Source organism: Mesorhizobium atlanticum (assembly GCF_003289965.1).
In the GTDB taxonomy this organism is placed as follows: Bacteria; Pseudomonadota; Alphaproteobacteria; order Rhizobiales; family Rhizobiaceae; genus Mesorhizobium; species Mesorhizobium atlanticum.
Genome location: NZ_QMBQ01000013.1, coordinates 61,005 through 79,672 on the forward strand (window position 1 = coordinate 61,005; position 18,668 = coordinate 79,672).

Below are 18,668 nucleotides of genomic sequence, written 5' to 3' on the forward strand. Positions count from 1 at the left end.
CGAGGAGGGAGGCCTTCCGGGCCTCCCTCCCCGACAGACATGGCCGATCCCGTCCCACCCGACGGGCAACGGCGGAGCTTTGGGAGGAGAAACGATGAGCGGCGCTCACACAGTGCGTCTTGAGCCGGTCGGGGTCGAGTTCGAGGTCGAGAACGGCGAGACGGTGCTGAACGCGGCATTCCGTCAGGGAATCGCGCTGCCGCATGGCTGCAAGGAAGGCCAGTGCTCGGCCTGCAAATGCGTGCTGCGCGAAGGCGAGGTCGACATGCTGAAATATTCGACCTTCGCGCTCAACGACACGGAAAAGGAAACCGGCCACATCCTTCTATGCCGGTCGATCGCCTATTCCGACATGGAGGTTGAGCTCCTCAACTACGACGAGGAGGTGCTTTCGAAGTCGATCGCGGTCAAGACCTTCAAGGGCCGCATCGCCAATGTCGAGAAGCTGACGCACGACATCCGCGGCATCCAAATCGAGCTCAACTCCCCGATCAAGTTCTGGGCCGGACAATATGTCGACATCACGGTCACCACGCAAAAAGGGGAGACGATTACGCGCTCGTTCTCCATGGCAAATACGCCGGACGAAGCCCAAAAGCTCTCCTTCATCATCAAGAAATACCCCGAAGGAAAGTTCTCCGGAGAGCTCGATTCCGGAGGGATCCAGGCCGGAGCCGAGGTCACCGTCGTCGGACCTTACGGAACCTGCTTCCGGCGCGAGGATCGCCAAGGTCCCATCATCCTCGTAGGCGCCGGCTCCGGCATGTCGCCGGTGTGGTCGATCCTCAACGACCATCTGGCCAGCGGCGAGAAGCGGCCGGTCTATTTCTTCTACGGCGCGCGCACGCAGGACGACCTGTTCCACCTCGATCGCATCGCCGAGCTCGTAAAACGGCACCCCGAGCTCAGATTCATTCCGGTGCTGTCGCACGTCAACGGCGACGCCTCATGGCAGGGCGAGCGCGGTTTCGTGCACGAGCGCGTCGACGCCAAGCTCAAGGAGCTCGCCATCGACGGGCAGGGCGACGTCTATGCCTGCGGCCCGCCGCCCATGATCGATGCGCTGCAGCCCGTCCTGTTCATGAACGGCTTCGAGGTGGAGCGCATCTTCTTCGATCGCTTCACCACCACGTCTTCCGGCGCCGGCACGCCGGGACATTGAGACCGCCGCGGCGGCTTCATCAGCAACTGCAACAAGGGAGAGAGAAATGCCAGCCATATCGAGTTCAGTAGGGTCGGGAGCCGCGGGCGCCGCGATCTTCGCCGACTCCGATAGCCGCAAGTACCGCTACTTCGACCCGAGAGGTCAAAGGGCGACGCATTACGAGGACGTCACCGTCGACGTCCAGCCTGATCCGGAGCGCTACCTGATCCAGAACTGGATCATTTCCTTCGCCAACGGCAAGGGCGCCTATGTCAAGGACAACACCGCAGCCCAGAGCTCGAACTGGCATGCCTTCCGAGCTCCGGATCAGGAGTGGGAGCGCACCCACTACCAGCGCCAGTCGAGGATCGAGACGATGGTGCAGAGCGTCATCGCCAACGGCCGCAAGTCCGGCGCTCCGAAATCCTTCGACAAGGTGTGGGCGAAGATCCTGCAGACGCATCTCGGCGCCTGGAAGCACGCCGAGTTCGGCCTCGGCACCTCGCTGATGCAGGCGCAGCGCTACGGCTACACCCAGATGATCAACAACGCCACGCTGACCAATTCTTCCTACAAGCTCCGGCTGGCGCAGGACATCACCCTCTACCTCGCCGAGATCGGCATGGACATTCCCGGCTGGAACGACGAGCTCGGCAAGCAGGCCTGGCTCGAGGACGGCATCTGGCAGGGCACCCGTGAGGCGATCGAGACGATCATGGGGACCGCCGACTATCTCGAGCAGTACTTCGCCATCAACATCGTCTTCGAGCCGCTGGTGGGCGAACTGTTCCGGTCGGGCTTCCTGATGCAGGTCGCCGCCGCCAACCACGACTTCATCACGCCGGCGGTGATCTCGGCCGCCGAGGCCGACTACGAGCGCAACCTCGCCAACACGATCGACCTCATCTACCTGCTCGCGCATGACGAGAAGCACGCGGCCGCGAACCAGAAGCTCTTCAAGGGCTGGCTGAAAAAGCACCGCGCGCTTGCCGACAAGGCCGCGCAGGGCCTGCAGCCGATCTGGTCGGCGCCGCACTCCAAGCCGATCTCCTTCGATGATGTGCGGGCTCAGTCCCAGGAGCGCATCGCCGGGATCCTCGGCGAACTCGGCCTCAACGGCTAACCGCAAACAGGAGACAAGGAACATGTCAACAGCAGCCCGCGATGCCTCGCACGACAACATCTTCAAGTCGATGAAGGACATCACCTTCGAGCAGACGATCTCGGACCAGTGCGGCGTCACCATGAACGACTCCGTCGAGGCGCGCGCCATCGCCGAGTTCATGAGCAAGAAGCCCGGCGTCACCATCACCTATCAGCCGGCGCTGATCCGCATCGACGGCCACGGCAAGCTGATCTTCAAGATGGACGAGATCAGCGAATATCTCGGCCGCGAGATGACCGCCGAGATCTTCGAGGTGAACACGTCGACCCATTACGGCCGCATGGTCCGCGTCGACGACAACACGGTGATCCTCTTCGGCAATATGGACGAGGTCTTCGAGTTCATCTGAGCACGTCACGAGACGGGCGCGCCGCGCTTCCGCGGCGCGCCAACCAACCAATCCGACTTGCGGAGCAAGAAACATGTTCATCACACCGGAAGGCAAGGAAATCTTCGTGGTCGACGGCCATACCCATTTCTGGGACGGCAGCCCCGAGAACCAGCGCAACATCCACGGCAAGCAGTTCATCGACTGCTTCTACGGCTACCACACGTTCCTCAGCCCGAAAGAGGAATACTGGCCGAAGGAGAAGTTCGAGAAATACAGCGCCGACGATCTTTACAGCGACCTTTTCATCAACGGCCCGGATGACGTGGCGATCATCCAGTCGACCTATCTGAAGGATTTCTACAAGAACGGCTTCAACACGATAGAGCGCAACGCGGAAGTCGCGAAACGCTATCCCGAGCGCTTCATCGTCAACGGCTCGTTCGATCCCCGCGACGGCGAGAAGGCGATCGAATACATCCACTACATGAAGGAGACCTACGACATTCAGGGCGTGAAGATGTACACGGCCGAATGGAACGGAGCCTCCAAGGGCTGGCGGCTGAACGATCCGGACGCCTACCGGTGTTTCGAGCTCTGCGAGAAGCTCGGCATCCGGAACATCCACGTCCATAAGGGACCGACGATCATTCCGCTGGCCAAGGATTCCTTCGACGTCCATGACGTCGACCATGCCGCCACCGATTTCCAGGGCCTCAACTGGATCATCGAGCATTGCGGCCTGCCCAGGCTCGATGATTTCTGCTGGGTCGCCGTGCAGGAAACCAATGTTTACGGCGGATTGGCGGTGGCTTTGCCGTTCATCAACAACCGGCCGCGCTATTTCGGCGAGGTGATCGCCGAACTGCTCTACTGGCTTGGCCCGGACAAGCTCCTGTTCGGATCGGATTATGGCATCTGGACCCCACGCTGGCTCGTCGAGAAGCTCTGGGCTTACCAGATCCCCGACGACATCGCGGCCGAGCGGGGCGTCCAGCTGACCGACGAGATCAAGGAGAAGATCCTCGGCCTCAACGCGGCACGGCTCTACAACATCGACGTGGCGGCCAAGAAGGCGGCGCTCGCGAAATCGCCGCTGCGGATCGCGGCGGAGTGACGGCGATGAGCGCGCAGGCCGACCTGCGAGGCGACCGCCAGAGCGAGCTCTGGCGGAGCCTGGAAGGCGTCAACGATCCCGAACTCGACGAGCCGGTGACCGAGATGGGCTTCGTCGAGCGGGCCGAGGTGCTGGCCGACGGGTCCGTGGCGATCGATTTCCGCCTGCCGACCTATTGGTGCTCGCCGAACTTCGCCTTCCTGATGCTGGACGGGATGCGACAGGCGCTCGACGCGCTGTCCTGGTCGCCCGCCTACCGGATCCGGCTGCACGACCACATGTTCGCCGAGGAGGTCAACCGCGGTGTCGAGGCCGGCAAGACATTCGGCCAGATCTTCGGCGAGCTGGCCGGCGACGAAGACATCGCCGGCCTGCGCGAGACCTTTGCCCGAAAGGCCTATCTGAGGCGCCAGGAGGCTATGCTTCTCGGACTGCGCAAGCAGGGCCTGACCGATCGCGAGATCCTCGGCATGGACCTGCTTGCCTATGACACCGCTAGGCTCGAAGGCGAGGAAGCCATCAAGCAGAAGCCGCGATACCGCGAGGCTCTGCTGCTGCGGTGGCCCGGCCGGCGTCCGACGGAGCCCGTCTTCATCACCTGGGAGGGATCGCCAATCCCGCCGGAGGCGCTTGGCGCCTATCTCGCCGAGCTCAGAAGCGTGCGCATCAACATGGAGTTCAACGGCGCGCTGTGCCGTGGACTGAAGACCACGCGCTACAAGGAACTGGAGGTGGTGGACGGCGAACCGACGCTGGTCGACTTCATCCTGGACCGCGTGGCGCCCCGGGACTGCGCGAGCCGTCCGGCACATAGCTGAAGAACAGCCTCCGAAACGAGGCCGCAACAAGCGCCGTTCCACGGCGAAGGAGGAGCCATGCCCAAATTATTGATCCACAATTCACATGCCCGCCGCGCGCTCGCCAGGGGGGTCCACCAGCTTGCCGCCGCCGTCGAGCCGACGCTCGGGCCCCGCGGCATGAACGCCATGATCGATCGCCCGATCGGCACGCCCATCGTCACCCGCGACGGCGTCTCGATCGCAGCTTCCATTGAGCTGCATGACCGGTTCGAGAACATGGGGGCGCAGGTCGTGCGCGAAGTCTCGATGCAGACCAACGAGGTCGCCGGCGACGGCACCACGACCGCGATCGTGCTCGCCAACGCTCTCGTCCAGAACGGCGTCGAAGCCAATGAGCGCGGCGCCAAATCCGTCGATCTGGTCAGGGGCATCGACCTTGCGGTGGCGAAGGTCGTCCAGGCGCTGAAGGCGTCGGCGAAACCGGCCCGATCAAACGGCAATCTGGCCGCCGTCGCCAACATCGCCGCGACGGATCCGAGGCTCGGCAGCCTGGTCGCGGAAGCCTATGAGCGCGTTGGCGCCGACGGTGTCATCACCACCGACTTCAGCGTGACGAGGGATACCACGCTGGACGTGGTCGAGGGCATGTCCTTCGACCGAGGCTACCTTTCGCACCACATGGTCACCGACCAGGACAAGATGGAGGTGGTGCTCGAGCGGCCGCTGATCCTGATGACCGATCTCAAGATCAAGGAGCCGAAGTCGCTCGACGCGGCCAGGGCAATCGCCGAAAAGCAGAACAGGCCGCTGCTGATCGTCGCCGAGGAGATGTCGCCGGATGTCGTGGTCACGCTGCTCGGCAAGAATGGACCCGGCAAGTATCTCGTGGTGCATCCGCCAGAATATGGCCATTGGCGCAAGGCCATGATGGAGGACCTTGCCATCCTCACCGGCGGTCGCGTGATCGCGCGCGATCTTGGCGGGCGGCTCGAGGACATCCAGGAAGAAGAACTCGGCTCTGCCGAGCGCGTCCGCACCAGCGCCACTCACACGAGTGTCATCCGTGGCGGTGGCCACCCGCAGGCAATCGCCGCCCGCCGCGCCCAGGTGCAGCGCCAGTACGAGGTCGCGCCGCCGAATGTCGAGCAGGACAAGCTGCGCGAAAGGCTGGCCAAACTGTCCGGCGGCACGGCGGTCCTCTATGCCGGCGGCGTCACGCCGGTCGAACAGAAGCGCACCATCCAGCTCATCGAGGATTCGCTCTCGGCGGTCCGCGCAGCCTGGGAGGAGGGCGTCGTCGCGGGCGGCGGCGTGGCGCTCGCGCAGATAGCCCCGGTGCTCGACGAGGTGCTGGCCAAGGTCGACGGCGACGTCGCCGAAGGCGTGCGGCTGGTCAGGTCGGTGCTCTCGCGTCCGCTATGGCGCATCGTCACCAATGCCGGCGCCGACGCCGATGCGGTGGTCGCCAAGATATCGAGCGTCAATGGCGGCTACGGCTATAACGCCGACAGGGGCGAATTCCAGAACATGTACGAGGCCGGGATCATCGACCCCGTTCGCGTCACCTGCGCGGCTCTCAGCAATGCCGCGTCGGTCGCCAAGCTCATCCTCACCACCGAAACGCTGGTCGGCGATCTTGCCGAGGACGAGGACCCCACCGAAGGGCCCGCGCTCGGCGGCGGCGCGGAGAAGCTCGGGCGTCAGTGATCCGGAACCAACCGGCCGCGGTGCGTCGCGCCACGGCCGTCCACCCCTTCAAAGCGATCGCCCGGAGCCTGATGGCCCGGTTTCTTGCGATCAAATCGTCGGAGACAGGCATGAACAAATACATCTGCGAATTCATCGGCACCTTCGCGCTGGTCTTTTTCGGCTGCGCGACCGTTCTCTTCATGCGCCAGGAGGTGGGCCTCGTCGGCGTCGCCTTTGCCTTCGGCCTCTCGGTCGTGGCGATGGCCTATGCCGTCGGTCCGGTCTCCGGCGCCCATCTCAACCCGGCTGTCAGCCTCGGCTTCCTCGTCTCGGGCCGGCTCGGCTCGGGCGACTTTGTCGGTTACGTCATCGCCCAATGCGCCGGCGCGATCGTCTCGGCAGGCGTGCTCTACCTGATCGCGGCGGGCAAGGCCGGCGGCTATGACGTCGCGGCGAGCGGCTTTGCGCAGAACGGCTGGTCGACCTATTCGGCGACGTCGGCCTTCGTGTTCGAGCTGGTGGCGACCTTCCTGTTCGTGACCGTCATCCTCAACAGCACCGCGCCTGGCGGCGCCGGCGCGCTCGCCGGCCTGGCGATCGGGCTGACGCTGGTGGCGATCCATCTTGCGGGGATCGCGGTTTCGGGGTCGTCCGTCAATCCGGCCCGCGCGCTCGGTCCGGCGCTGTTCGCGGGCAGCGCCGCTCTCTCCCAATTGTGGCTCTATATCCTGGCGCCTTGCCTCGGAGCCGCCGCGGCCGGTCTGCTGCAGCGCAACCGGGCGATCGGCTTGGAAGGCGCCGCACAGCCGGCCTGACCCCGGGCTTCGGGCAGCAAGGACAAAAGGCCCCATGGTTTCGCGCCATGGGGCCTTTGACCTTTCAGGTTGGGGGGAATTCAGATGAAACCGCGCCGGATGCCGAACTGGTCGAGCTTGCGATAGAGCGTCGGGCGCGACACGCCGAGACGCAGCGCAGCCCGGCTCAAATTGCCGCCCTCCGCCGCTAGCGCGTCCCTGATGACCTGGCGCTCGGCATCCTCGATGCTGCGTATTGGCGCGTCGCCGATGGCGCAAGGCAATGTGCCGGTCGCGCCGGTCGTTGCCGCCGCTGCCAATTGAATTTCGGCCCCCGCCTTTGCCGTTCCTGCTCCCAGCATTTCCTCCGGCAGATCGCCGAGGCCGACGATGGCGCCGCGAGACAGCACGTGCAGCCTCTCCACCAGGTTCTTCAACTCGCGCACGTTTCCCGGCCACTGGTAGGCCAGGAACGCATCCATGACCGCCGTGGAGAATTCAAGCGGGGCCGATCCCATCCGAGCCGAGATCTTGTGGTTGAAGTGCTCGGCAAGCAAAAGCACGTCGCTGCCGCGGTCCCGCAGGGGCGGCACGCGGATGGAAACGGTCGAGATGCGATAGTAGAGATCGCGGCGGAACCGCCCGGCGTCCACCTCGCGCTTCAGATCGCGATTGGTCGAGGCGACCAGGCGCACGTCGACGGGCCGGGCGCGGCTGTCGCCGATGCGATGGACCACGCGCTCTTCCAGCACCCTGAGCAGGAACGGCTGGATCTCGAGCGGCATTTCGCCGATCTCGTCGAGGCTGAGCACACCGCCATTGGCGAGCTCGAAGACGCCGGGCTTTCCGTCGCGGCTCGCGCCAGTGAAGGCGCCCGACACGTGGCCGAACAATTCGGAGCCGAACAGCTCCTTGGTTATCGCGCCGCAGTTCACGGCGATGAACGGGCTGTTCTGCGAGGCGCGGCTGCCGATATGGATGAGCCTTGCGAACAATTCCTTGCCGACGCCTGTCTCGCCCTCGAGCAGGACCGAGGTGACCTCCTTCGATTCGGCGACCCTGCAGGCGATGTCAACGGCGGCAAGCAGGGGCTCGCTCTCGCCGATGATCAGCGCCGACGCCGCTTCGAGTTGCTTGAGCTGCGTTCTGCGACCGTCCGAAACGATTGTGGTCGATCCCTGCGCCGGGAAGACCAGGGCCGCGCCGCGCAGGCCGTCATCGAACTCGAGCGCGCTGATGTGGCAGGACCGCAGCGATGCCGGCAGCGCCTCGCCCAGTTCGGCGCCCGAGCCGAGATCAGGCAGCTTGACCAGGAACCTGGCGTTCGGATTCTGCGCGGCCGGCTCCGCCAGCAATTCGCGCGCGGCTTCCTCGGGAAGGTTGTTGCAGTAGATCGGCCTGCCACGGCGGTCGACGATCATCAAGCCGTCGCGCCGGCGGTAGTTGGGCGCCGAGCTGATGAAGGCCTCGAGCAGGCGCGCGCGGTCCTCGATCTGCTGCTCGGCGAGCGCCTTCTCGATCTCGCGCGCGGCGGCCGCGACGAGCACGGTATTATGCGGCCGGAAGATGTCGGGATGGCCCGAAAGATCGACGACGCCGATGATGTTTCCATCGATCGGATCGCGAATGGGCGCGCCGGCGCATGTCCACGACTTGATGCCGGCGCAGAAATGTTCCGCCGCATGCACGAAGACCGGCTCGCCCGCCCAAAGTGCCGTGCCGATCCCGTTGGTGCCGACGACGTCCTCGGTCCACTTCCCGCCGACGGCGAGATGGATGTCCATGCCGTCATGGATCGTGCGCTTGTCGCCGATGGCATCGATCAGCACGCCGTCGCCGTCCGCCAGCACCAGCATGGCGCCGGTCCCCTCGAGAAGGCGGCCGATGGTGAAGAAGGACCGCCGCGCCGCGGCAAGCAACTCGCCGTTGGAGCGCGAGAGCAGCTCGATGTGGTCCTTGCCGTTCTCCAGCGGCGCTTCGCTCTGCTGCGCATTGATTCCGCTTGTGGCGCAGCGGCTCCAGGAATCGTGGATCAGGGAGCGAACCGGAAAGCGGCTGCCGGCTGGCTCGCTGCCGCCAGCAAGCAGGGTCTCCCAGGCTCGCATGGTCGCGCGCTCGTCATAGCCTGGCGCGACAAGGGCGTTGGGACGCATCGGATCACGGGCGGAATGCGTCATGGGCAGGCTTTCGTCTGGCCGGTGCTACGCTTCATTTAACCATCGCACGCTCTCGCCCACCTCAGTTCATGCCAAGCCTGTTGCCGATGTCCGCGGCGAGCTGTTCTTCGCCATAATCCGCTTCGAGCCGGCCGCCGTCGAGGTCGGCCAGCGCGGCCGCGATGTCCTCGTCGACCGGCGAGAAATAATGGTTGGCTTTGGTCGCAAGCACAAAGACATCGTTACCGTCCCTGCGCTTGAGATCGCCGATATGATGCAGCTGCCGGCCCGAATTCTCGTCCACCATGATCACCCGCCCGTTGAGGCTGATGCGGATCCTGGTGCTCGCTTCGATGGCGGACCTTGCGCTGCCGACGGAATGGATGATGAGGCCCTTTGCTTCCGGCTTGGGCTTTGCCGCCTTGCCCGCCGAATAGCTTCCGCCGCTAATATGGTCGGCGAGCCGCGTGATGGTTGCGCGGTTCTGCTCGATCAAACGCCTCATGGCGGCGTCCTCGCGTCGCGAGCCGTCGCGCTTCGATATGATTTCGACCATTGCTCCTCCCAGAGTCACTTGGTCAAAAAGCCGTCTGCAATCGCCCCCTTTTCAAACCGTATCGCAGAACCACCTTTCGTGCCAGTAAACTAACATACGACATCCGACACCGGTGCGGGTGGTAGCCCCATGCCGCATCACAGCCGGCAAAATCGCTGCTCCAGTCTTGGTCGCACGATCTCAAGCGCCAACGGATTGATCGTTGAGGCAGGTGCCGAGATTGGCAAAGAACTGGCCGGCGAGCTTGCGCGCGGTCGAATCGATCAGACGCCCGCCCAGCTGCGCGATCTTGCCGCCGACATCGGCCTTCACCGTGTAGGAAAGAACGGTCGCGGCCGGTCCGTCTTCCACAAGCGATACGTCCGCGCCGCCTTTGGCGAAGCCGGCGATACCGCCTTTTCCCTCGCCCTGGATGCTGTAGGAATGCGGCGGATTGAGATTTGCCAGCGTGACCTGGCCCTCGAAGCTCGCCTTGATCGGGCCGATCCTCAGCACGACCTTCGCCGTCATCTCGGTGTCGGATTGCTTCTCCAGCGCTTCGCAGCCGGGAATGCAGTTCTTCAGCACCTGCGGATCGTTCAGCGCCGCCCACACGGCGCCGATCGGCGCTGCGATCCGTTCCTGTCCGTTCATGTCCATTGCGTCGTATCCTCCTACTTTGCCAAGCTGATATCCGGAATGCGCTGGCCGCGGCGGCGCTCGACGGTGATTTCGGCGAGGATCGACAGCGCGATCTCTTCGGGCGTGATGGCGCCGATATCGAGCCCGGCCGGCGCCTTGACGCGGTCGATCGCCTCGGCCGCGATGCCTTGCGCCGTAAGCTTCTCGCGGAGCGACGCCATCTTGCGGCGGCTGCCGACAAATCGGTGATACTCCGCGTCGATCGCCAGGGCCGCCTTCAGCGCCGCCTCGTCGCCCTTGCCCTGGGTCGAGACGATCACGAAGCGCCGCGCCTGATGAGAGGTGTCGGGCGCAAAGCCGTCCACCAGCTCATCCGCCTCCGGCATGGCGTCGAAATGCGCCAGCGGCGCCGCCAAAGTGACGTGGTAGCCGAGCGGCCGCGCCTGTTCGACCAGCGCCTGCGCCACCGGGCTGGAGCCCAACACCACAAGCCCCGGCTTCGGCAGGACGGGCTCGACGAAGATATCCATCGTGCCGCGTGACGGGCACATGTTCCGGGCGAAGTTGATGCCGTCGCGGTCCTCGCCCGGCTTGACGCCGAGTTCTTCCAGGAGGTTTTCCGGCTGGATCGAGACCAGGCGCGACTGGCCGTCGGCGAGTGCCTCGCGCGCGGCCTTCAGCGTCGCGCCGCGCGCGCAGCCGCCGCCGATCCATCCCGCCTCGATACGACCGTCCGGCCGGATGATTGCCTTGGCGCCGGCCTTGGCCGCCGTGACCGACACGGTGCGCACGACGGTTGCGAGGACAAACGGCTCTTCCGCCGCCTTGAGCCGCGACATCAGATCCAGCACATCGACATGGGCGGTCATCTTCGCCTCCGTCACAGTTTGGCTAAATAGGGTTCGAGCGCCGCAAGGCTTTTCAGCGTATGCGCGGGCGCCATGAGATCGACATGCGGCAGCGCCGCTCTGATGCCCGCGGCCTCCGGCGCATAGCCTTCCCAGCCCATCATCGGATTGAGCCAGACGATGCGGCGGCAGCGGCGGGCAAGCCCGGCCATCTCGCGCCCCAGCGTTCTGGCGTCGCCGGTCTCGTAGCCGTCCGAGACGATCATGACGCAGGTGCGCGAATGGATGACGCGCGCTGCGTGCGAGCGGTTGAAGGTGGCCAGGCTTTCGCCGATCCGCGTGCCGCCCCCGGCGCCCTGCGCCAGCAGCGAAAGCCGGTCGAGCGCCCGCGCCACGTCCTTCTCCTTCATCGCGTCGGAGACATGGGCGAGACGGGTATGGAAGAGGAACGCCTCGGCCTCGCGGAACTCATCCAGCACGCCGTGGATGAAGCGCAGGAACGTGCCCGTATACATGCTCATGGAGCCGGACGCGTCGAGCAGGACGACCAGCCTGAGCGGCTTCTCCTTACGCTGGCGCCTCACCAGGCTGACCGGCGCGCCGCCATGGCTGATGTTGCGATGGATGGTGCGCCTGAGGTCGAGCCTGTAGCCTCGCCGTCGGGCGCGATCGCGCCGGGTGAGCCGGGCACGCATCGCCCGTGCCAGCCGCGCGGCGACCGCGTGGGCCTCGGCGATGTCGGCAGGGTCGGACAGCTTGCGGAAATCGGTGCTCGCCAGCGTCTCGGCCCGTGTGGCGCCTTCGGCGCGACCCTCGCCCAAGCGTTCCCTTTCTTCCGGCTGGTCGCTCGAAGGGACTTGATCGAACGTTCCGTCCCCTCCCTTGCGCTCGGACGCCTCCTGAAGCGATTTGATCGGGGACCTGTTGGCGTTGGCGGGCGTGCCCGCCGCGGCCGCGCGCGCACGCACGCCCCTGCGCAGCCAGAATGCATCGAAGATACCGTCGAACTTCTCCCAGTCCGCCTTGCGCGCCGAAAACAGGTTCTTGAAAGCGGAACGAAGCAGGCTGGCCCTTTTACCGTAGCCGGCTGCCAGCAATCTTGCGGCGTCCTGGCCTTCCTGCAGGCTGACAGGGAAGGAGGCTTCCCGCAAGGTCTTCAGGAAGGCGGCAAGCTTTGCCGAAACCAGGCGCGAGACATCGTCCAGCTCTTCCAGTGTGGGAGGCGTGCCGCAGCAGCTCATGCCACCTTCCCCAGCAGCCGGTCGGTCACCGCGCGTGCCATGCGCGCGGAATCTTCTCGGGTCTTGAGCAGGCACATCAGCGTCTCATGCACGGTCTCCGGCCGGTCGTGCAGATTGTCGACCTCGAGGCCGACGAGCGCCGCCGCCCAATCGAGCGTCTCGGCGACGCCCGGCACCTTGCGCAGATCCTCCTTGCGGATCGCCTCGACCATGCGCGCGATCTGCAGCGACAGCGTCGCCCCGGCGCGCGGGATGCGCGCCATGACGATGCGCGCTTCGCGTTCGGCGTCCGGATAGTCGAGATAGTGGTAAAGGCAGCGGCGGCGCAGCGCGTCGGAAAGCTCGCGCGTGCCGTTCGATGTCAGCACCACATGCGGGATGGCCTCGGCCTTGATGGTGCCGAGCTCGGGGATCGACACCTGCCAGTCGGAGAGCAGCTCGAGCAGGAAGGCTTCGAATTCCTCGTCGGCGCGATCGATTTCGTCGATCAGCAGCACCGGCGGCGTCCGGCGACGGATCGCCGCCAGCAGGGGACGTTCCAGGAGATAGCGCCCGGAGAACACCGCATCCTCGATGCGGTCCGGATCGCTCGAGCCCTTGTGCGCCTCGATGGCCAGCAGCTGCCGCTGGTAGTTCCACTCATAGAGCGCCGTCGACTGGTCCAGGCCCTCATAGCACTGCAGGCGGATGAGCTCGGTTCCGTGCACCGCGGCCAGCGCCTTCGCCACTTCCGTCTTGCCGACGCCGGCCTCGCCTTCGAGCAGCAGCGGCCGCTGCAGCAATTGCATGATGGCGATCGCCGTCGCCAGCTCGGCGTCGGCGATGTAGCCGGCTTCCGCCAGGCGACCGGCGACGGCATCGCGGGAGAGGGTGGCCATCGGCGGACGTTCCTCCACCATCCTTTTCGCCTAGCCCACCGCCCCAAGCTCCCTCGCGGCCTTCCAGTTGCGCCAGTAGTCGTGCGGCATCTGGATGTGCGTGGAGCCGAGGAAGGAGAAGGCGTCGTTGACGGCATTGGAGAAGCAGGGCACGCCGCCGACATTCGGGCTTTCGCCGACGCCCTTGGCGCCGATCGGATGATGCGGCGACGGCGTCACCGTGTAGTCGGTCTCCCATTTCGGTGTCTCGACCGCGGTTGGGACGAAGAAATCCATGAACGAGCCGGTGGTGACGTTGCCGGTCTCGTCGTAATGGATCTCCTGGCCCATCGCTATGGCGAAGGCCTCGGTCAGCCCGCCATGCACCTGGCCCTCGATGATCATAGGGTTGATGCGCGTGCCGCAATCGTCAAGCGCGTAGAAGCGGCGGACCTTGTAGACGCCGGTGTCGACGTCGATGTCCATGACGCAGATATAGGCGCCGAACGGATAGGTCATGTTGGGCGGATCGTAATAGCTCACCGCTTCCAGCCCCGGCTCCATGCCGGGCGGCGGCGAATTGTAGGCGATCCAGCTGATGTCCTTCATGCCGAGGAACTTCTCCGGCAGCCCCTTCACGCGGAAGCCGTCTATGTCCCATTCGAGATCGTCCTCATGGACCTCGAGCTTGTAGGCGGCAATCATCTGCGCCTTCGCCTTGATCTTGCGCGCGGCCATGGCGATGGCGGCACCCGCCACAGGCGTCGAGCGCGAGCCGTATGTGCCTAGCCCGTAAGGGGCGGTGTCGGTATTGCCTTCCTCGACCATGATGTTGTCGGCGGGAATGCCGATCTCGGTGGCGATGATCTGCGCCCATGTCGTCTCGTGGCCCTGGCCCTGCGATTTCGTGCCCATGCGGGCGATGCCGGCCCCGGTCGGGTGCAGGCGGATCTCGCAGGAATCGAACATGGCGATGCCGAGGATGTCGCAATTCTTCGACGGACCGGCGCCGACGATCTCGGTGAAGAAGGACACGCCGATGCCCATGATCTCGCGCGTCTCGCCGCGCTTGAAGGCTTCGCGCTTTGCCGCCTGCTCCTGGCGCAGCTCGGCATATTTCACGCTCTCCATCGCTTTGCGCATGGCGGTGTGATAGTCGCCGGAATCGTACTCCCAGCCGAGCGCCGAGTGGTAGGGGAACTGCTCCGGCTTGACGAAGTTCTTCAGCCTGAGTTCCGCCGGATCCATGTCGAGCTTCTGCGCCAGTATGTCCATCGCCCGCTCGATGCAGTAGGCGGCCTCCGTCACCCGGAACGAGCAGCGATAGGCGACGCCGCCCGGCGCCTTGTTGGTGTAGATGCCGTCGACCGCGAGATAAGCGACGGGAAAGTCATAGGATCCGGTGACGATGTTGAAGAAGCCGGCCGGCCATTTCGAAGGATCGGCGCAGGCATCGAAGGCGCCGTGGTCGGCAAGCACATGGACGCGCAAGCCGGTGACCTTGCCCTCTTTGGTCGCCGCGATCTCGGTCGTCATATGGTAGTCGCGCGCGAACGAGGTCGCGGTCAGGTTCTCGATGCGGTCTTCGACCCACTTCACCGGCTTGCCGGTGACGATCGAGGCGACTGCGGCGCAGATATAGCCGGGATAGGCGCCGACCTTGTTGCCGAAACCGCCGCCGATATCGGGGGCGATCACGTGGATCTTCTGCTCGGGCAGCTTGGCGATGAGCGACACGACCGTGCGGATGACGTGCGGCGCTTGGAACGTGCCCCAGATCGTCAGCTCGCTCTTCACCTTGTCGAAGGAGCAGACGCACTGGCAGGTCTCCAGCGGCGACGGATGCGTGCGGTGGTAGGAGATCATCTCCTTGATCGTCACATCCGCCTTGTTGAAGGCGGCATCGGTCAGTTCCCGGTCGCCGACCGTCCATTCGAAGATGTGGTTGTGATGCTTGCGCGGCCCATGCGCGCCGTCCTTCTTGTCCTTGATGTCCTCGCGCAGCAAAGGCGCATCCGGATCGAGCGCCTTGAAGGGATCGACGAGCACCGGCAGCGGCTCGTATTCGACCTCGACGGCGGCGACGCCGTCATCGGCGGCATAGCGGTCGGTGGCGACCACGAAAGCCACCTCCTGGTTCTGGAACAGCACCTTGCCGTCGGCCAGCACCATCTGGACGTCGCCGGCGAGCGTCGGCATCCAGGCAAGGTTCACTGTCTTCAGCGTCTCGGCGGTGATGACGGCGAGCACGCCCGGCACCTTCAGCGCCTTTTCCGAATTGATCGACTTCACCCTTGCATGCGCGTGCGGCGAACGCACGAAGTCGCCATGCAGCATGCCGGGCAATTTGACGTCGTCGACATAATTGCCCTTGCCCTGGGTGAAGCGGATATCCTCGACGCGCTTCCTCTTGCAGCCCATGCCTTCCAGTTTCGCCTCGCGCTCCTCGCGCGTGAGAGACATGTCGTTCATTCTGCGGCCTCCTTGAATTCGGTGCCGTTCAACTTGGCGGCGGCGTATTGGATCGCCCTGACGATGTTCTGGTAGCCGGTGCAGCGGCAGAGATTGCCGGCGATTCCGAAGCGGATCTCGTCCTCGGTCGGGTTCGGGTTCTCCTGCAGCAGGCGATGCGCGCGGGTGATCATGCCCGGCGTGCAGAAGCCGCATTGCAGCCCGTGCATCATGCGGAAACCTTCCTGCAGCGCCGACAGCGTGCCGTCCGGGTTGGCGATGCCTTCGATCGTGGTGATCTCGGCGCCTTCCGCCTGCACCGCAAAGACGGTGCAGCTCTTCACCGACATGCCGTTCATGTCGATCGTGCAAGCGCCGCAATGCGTCGTCTCGCAGCCGATATGCGGACCGGTGAGCTGCAGGTTCTCGCGGATGAAATGGATGAGCAGCGTGCGCGGCTCGACCAGCCCTTCCACCGGCTGGCCGTTCACCGTCATGCTGACCTGGGTCTTCTTGGCCTGGGCCATCGATGTTCCTCCCTAGCGAGCGACGGCGGCGGCGCGCTTCAGCGCCCGCTCGACCATGATGCCGCCGACATGTTTGCGGTATTCCGGCGGCCCGCGCCCGTCGCCGGCCGGGCTCATGATCGCCCTGGCCGCTTCGGCCGCCTTCTTCAGCGACGCATCGTCGAGCGTCGTGCCGATCACGGCTGCCGCCGCGTCGTCGGCCAGCAGCGCCGTCTCGGCAAGATTGGTGAGGCCGATCGAGCAGGTCGCCACCTTGCCGCCCGCCATGGTCAGCACCACGGCGGCGGCTGCTGTCGCATAGTCGCCAATCTTGCGTTTCAGCTTCTCGTAAGCGTAGCCGTGGCCGGCCGGCAGCACCGGGATCGAGACAGAGGTGAGGATCTCGCCCGGCTCGATGGCGGTGAAATATGCGCCCTGGTAGAACTCGCTCGCGGCGACCGTGCGGCTGCCACTTGGCCCCTCCAGCGTGTACTCGGCGCCGAGCGTCAGCATCAGGGCCGGCATATCGTTGCCGGGATCGCCGTTGGCGACGTTGCCGCCGATGGTGCCGCGGTAGCGCACCTGGGGGTCGGCGATCAGCAGGGCTGTCTCGCGCAGGATCGGCACAGCGGAGGCGATCGTCTCGGACGCCAGCAGTTCATGCTGGGTGATCATGGCGCCGATGACGATGCGGTCGCCGTCGCGAACGATCCCTTTCAGGGCGCCGATGCCGGCGAGATCAACGAGGTGGTCGGGCGTGGCGAGCCTCAGCTTCATCATCGGAATGAGGCTGTGGCCACCGGCCAGCGGCCGCGCTTCGTCGCCCAGTTCGGCGAGCAGCTTGATGGCATCCGCGACGGAGTCGGGCCGATGATAGTCGAATGGTCCCGGGATCATGTTTCCTCCTCTTGGTCCGCGTTGCTCCGCTCTCTGTGATCGGACCCGGACTGTTTTGAGGGGAGGCTGATGCGAGGCGTTGCCGGCTTCAAGGCAGGCCGGACGAATGGGTCACGAAAGGTCGGATTTCACACGAAAGGCGGCTTTTGCCGCACGAAATGCGTCAGGCCGACTGACCTTCCTTCGGCAGAGCCGCTCCCCGCGCGTGCCGCTTGAGAAGGCCGAGCCTCGCCCTCAACTCGGCGACGCGGGCGCGGCTTACCGGCACCAGGTGCGGCGCCGCGCCGTCGAGCTCGACGACGGCGCCGTCACCTTCCTTGCGCATCAGCACGACATGAGCGACCGAGATGATGTGGCTTCGGTGGACGCGCATGAAGCGCGACGGGTCGAGTTGGGATTCCGCTTCCGAGATCGACCACGGGCTCATGCGCTCGCGGGTCCCGTCATGGAGGAGCGTGTAATGGGCGTCGGCGCGAATGCTGCGTATCTCGTCATCCTCGACGAAATGCGTACCGTCGACACCTTCGACGGGCAGGCGCGTTGCCAGTGGCAGCGGCGGTTGCCCCAGGCCATGCAGCGGCAGCGGCCGCTTTGCCCGCGAGCCCAGCGGATCGTCGCCGCCAGGCAGTTCCCGCGTGGCATCCACGGCGCCAGACTCCCCCAGCCATCCGGGTGAGGTCGCGGTGGAGCGCTGCTGCGATTCCGGCACCAGGAAGAGCAGGAACCCGGCGACGACAAGGAATGAAAGGAGCGAGACGATCAACGCCAGGATCTGCGGCGAGGCGGTGAGACCATCCATGCCCTCGCCAGCCGAAGGCATCATGTGCATGCCATACATGGCGGTGTAGTGCATGCCCGACACGGCAAAGCCGAAGGCGACCGCGCTGAGCGCGAGCCGCATGCCGCCTTGCCGGGCAAGAAGTATCCGCAGTCCGCCATAGGCGGTGCCGACGGCGATCAGCACCGAAACCAGCATCATCATTTGGTCGTGATGGATGTGGAACGGACCGGCAAGTCCGTGAATGCCGACATAGTGCATCGAGACGATGCCGGTACCGAGCAGCAGCGCCGAGGCGATGACGCGGCTGCCGGAGGGCTCGCCGATGGACACGAAGAACAGTGAAACGCCGACCACGAGAGCGCAGATCAGGAACGAAACGATGGTCGGCAGAACGAGATAGGTGGTGCCCGCGGGCAGCGGCGCCGCCAACACCCCGATGAAGTGCATGGTCCAGATGCCGACTGCCAGGAAGAAGGCGGCGCCGGCCAACAGAAACCGGCGGCTCGCGCCGGGCGCGCCGCGCACACGGGCTGCCAACCCGAAACCTGTATATCCTCCCAGGATCGCGATCACCACCGAGAGCGCGACCAGATAAGGGTTGTGCCCTTCAAACATTCCGGTACCCACCGGTGAGATATCCACCTATCCACACGGCGCTTCCTGCCGGCGAGTGTACAAGCGAGGGCCACTTTTGCAACGGCCGAGGCCAACCTCAGG

Annotated in this window: 17 protein-coding genes; 7 read left to right on the forward strand and 10 right to left on the reverse strand. The window is 65.1% G+C overall.

What is annotated here, in order from left to right; translation table 11 throughout:
• Window positions 1-94 precede the first annotated feature (94 nt).
• The 7 genes from DPM35_RS30560 (at window position 95) to DPM35_RS30590 (ending at window position 7,058) form a co-directional block, all read left to right on the forward strand.
• Window positions 95-1,162 carry an NADH:ubiquinone reductase (Na(+)-transporting) subunit F gene (locus tag DPM35_RS30560; protein ID WP_112131209.1) on the forward strand — a complete coding sequence of 356 codons (1,068 nt, stop codon included), beginning with the start codon at window positions 95-97 and terminating at the stop codon, window positions 1,160-1,162.
• Window positions 1,163-1,208: 46 nt separating this feature from the next.
• Window positions 1,209-2,267, forward strand: coding sequence for an aromatic/alkene monooxygenase hydroxylase subunit beta (locus DPM35_RS30565; protein ID WP_112131210.1), 1,059 nt, complete (start codon window positions 1,209-1,211; stop codon window positions 2,265-2,267).
• Window positions 2,268-2,289: 22 nt separating this feature from the next.
• A complete protein-coding gene (locus DPM35_RS30570; RefSeq protein ID WP_071101918.1) occupies window positions 2,290-2,658 on the forward strand; it encodes an MmoB/DmpM family protein in 369 nt (122 codons plus the stop codon).
• A 73-nt stretch (window positions 2,659-2,731) separates the two neighbouring features.
• On the forward strand, window positions 2,732-3,754 hold the full coding sequence (locus DPM35_RS30575; protein ID WP_112131211.1) for an amidohydrolase family protein: 1,023 nt from the start codon (window positions 2,732-2,734) through the stop codon (window positions 3,752-3,754).
• Between the two features lie 5 nt (window positions 3,755-3,759).
• Window positions 3,760-4,572: an iron-sulfur cluster assembly protein gene (locus DPM35_RS30580; protein ID WP_112131212.1), complete on the forward strand. Its 813-nt coding sequence runs from the start codon at window positions 3,760-3,762 to the stop codon at window positions 4,570-4,572.
• A gap of 57 nt (window positions 4,573-4,629) precedes the next feature.
• The gene (gene groEL, locus DPM35_RS30585) at window positions 4,630-6,261 is read left to right on the forward strand and encodes a molecular chaperone GroEL (RefSeq protein ID WP_112131213.1); all 1,632 of its coding nucleotides are present in this window, start codon (window positions 4,630-4,632) and stop codon (window positions 6,259-6,261) included.
• Window positions 6,262-6,371: 110 nt separating this feature from the next.
• Window positions 6,372-7,058, forward strand: a complete 687-nt coding sequence (locus tag DPM35_RS30590) for an aquaporin (RefSeq protein WP_112131275.1) — start codon at window positions 6,372-6,374, stop codon at window positions 7,056-7,058.
• 80 nt (window positions 7,059-7,138) lie between these two features.
• Here the strand turns inward: DPM35_RS30590 and DPM35_RS30595 are convergent, their stop codons facing one another.
• From DPM35_RS30595 to DPM35_RS30640, 10 genes are all read right to left on the reverse strand, one after another.
• Entirely contained in the window at window positions 7,139-9,214 is a 2,076-nt protein-coding gene (locus DPM35_RS30595; protein WP_198419739.1) for a sigma-54-dependent Fis family transcriptional regulator, read from the reverse strand.
• Window positions 9,215-9,275: 61 nt separating this feature from the next.
• Entirely contained in the window at window positions 9,276-9,749 is a 474-nt protein-coding gene (locus DPM35_RS30600) for a hypothetical protein (RefSeq protein ID WP_112131214.1), read from the reverse strand.
• A gap of 180 nt (window positions 9,750-9,929) precedes the next feature.
• Window positions 9,930-10,388, reverse strand: coding sequence for an SRPBCC family protein (locus DPM35_RS30605; RefSeq protein ID WP_112131215.1), 459 nt, complete (start codon window positions 10,386-10,388; stop codon window positions 9,930-9,932).
• Between the two features lie 14 nt (window positions 10,389-10,402).
• A complete protein-coding gene (locus DPM35_RS30610; RefSeq protein ID WP_112131277.1) occupies window positions 10,403-11,239 on the reverse strand; it encodes an XdhC family protein in 837 nt (278 codons plus the stop codon).
• 11 nt (window positions 11,240-11,250) lie between these two features.
• Window positions 11,251-12,459 (reverse strand): vWA domain-containing protein, encoded by a 1,209-nt coding sequence (locus DPM35_RS30615; protein WP_112131216.1) that lies wholly within the window; start codon window positions 12,457-12,459, stop codon window positions 11,251-11,253.
• Window positions 12,456-13,337 (reverse strand): AAA family ATPase, encoded by an 882-nt coding sequence (locus DPM35_RS30620; RefSeq protein ID WP_112131278.1) that lies wholly within the window; start codon window positions 13,335-13,337, stop codon window positions 12,456-12,458. The genes DPM35_RS30615 and DPM35_RS30620 overlap by 4 nt, the downstream gene beginning before the upstream one ends.
• 30 nt (window positions 13,338-13,367) lie before the next feature.
• Window positions 13,368-15,788 carry an aerobic carbon-monoxide dehydrogenase large subunit gene (locus DPM35_RS30625; RefSeq protein ID WP_112131217.1) on the reverse strand — a complete coding sequence of 807 codons (2,421 nt, stop codon included), beginning with the start codon at window positions 15,786-15,788 and terminating at the stop codon, window positions 13,368-13,370.
• Complete coding sequence (locus tag DPM35_RS30630; protein ID WP_112131218.1) at window positions 15,785-16,294, reverse strand: (2Fe-2S)-binding protein; 510 nt, start codon at window positions 16,292-16,294, stop codon at window positions 15,785-15,787. Before DPM35_RS30630 ends, DPM35_RS30625 begins: the two co-directional genes overlap by 4 nt.
• A gap of 12 nt (window positions 16,295-16,306) precedes the next feature.
• Window positions 16,307-17,170 carry an FAD binding domain-containing protein gene (locus tag DPM35_RS30635; RefSeq protein WP_112131219.1) on the reverse strand — a complete coding sequence of 288 codons (864 nt, stop codon included), beginning with the start codon at window positions 17,168-17,170 and terminating at the stop codon, window positions 16,307-16,309.
• Between the two features lie 163 nt (window positions 17,171-17,333).
• On the reverse strand, window positions 17,334-18,566 hold the full coding sequence (locus DPM35_RS30640) for an MHYT domain-containing protein (RefSeq protein ID WP_112131220.1): 1,233 nt from the start codon (window positions 18,564-18,566) through the stop codon (window positions 17,334-17,336).
• Window positions 18,567-18,668: the final 102 nt, after the last annotated feature.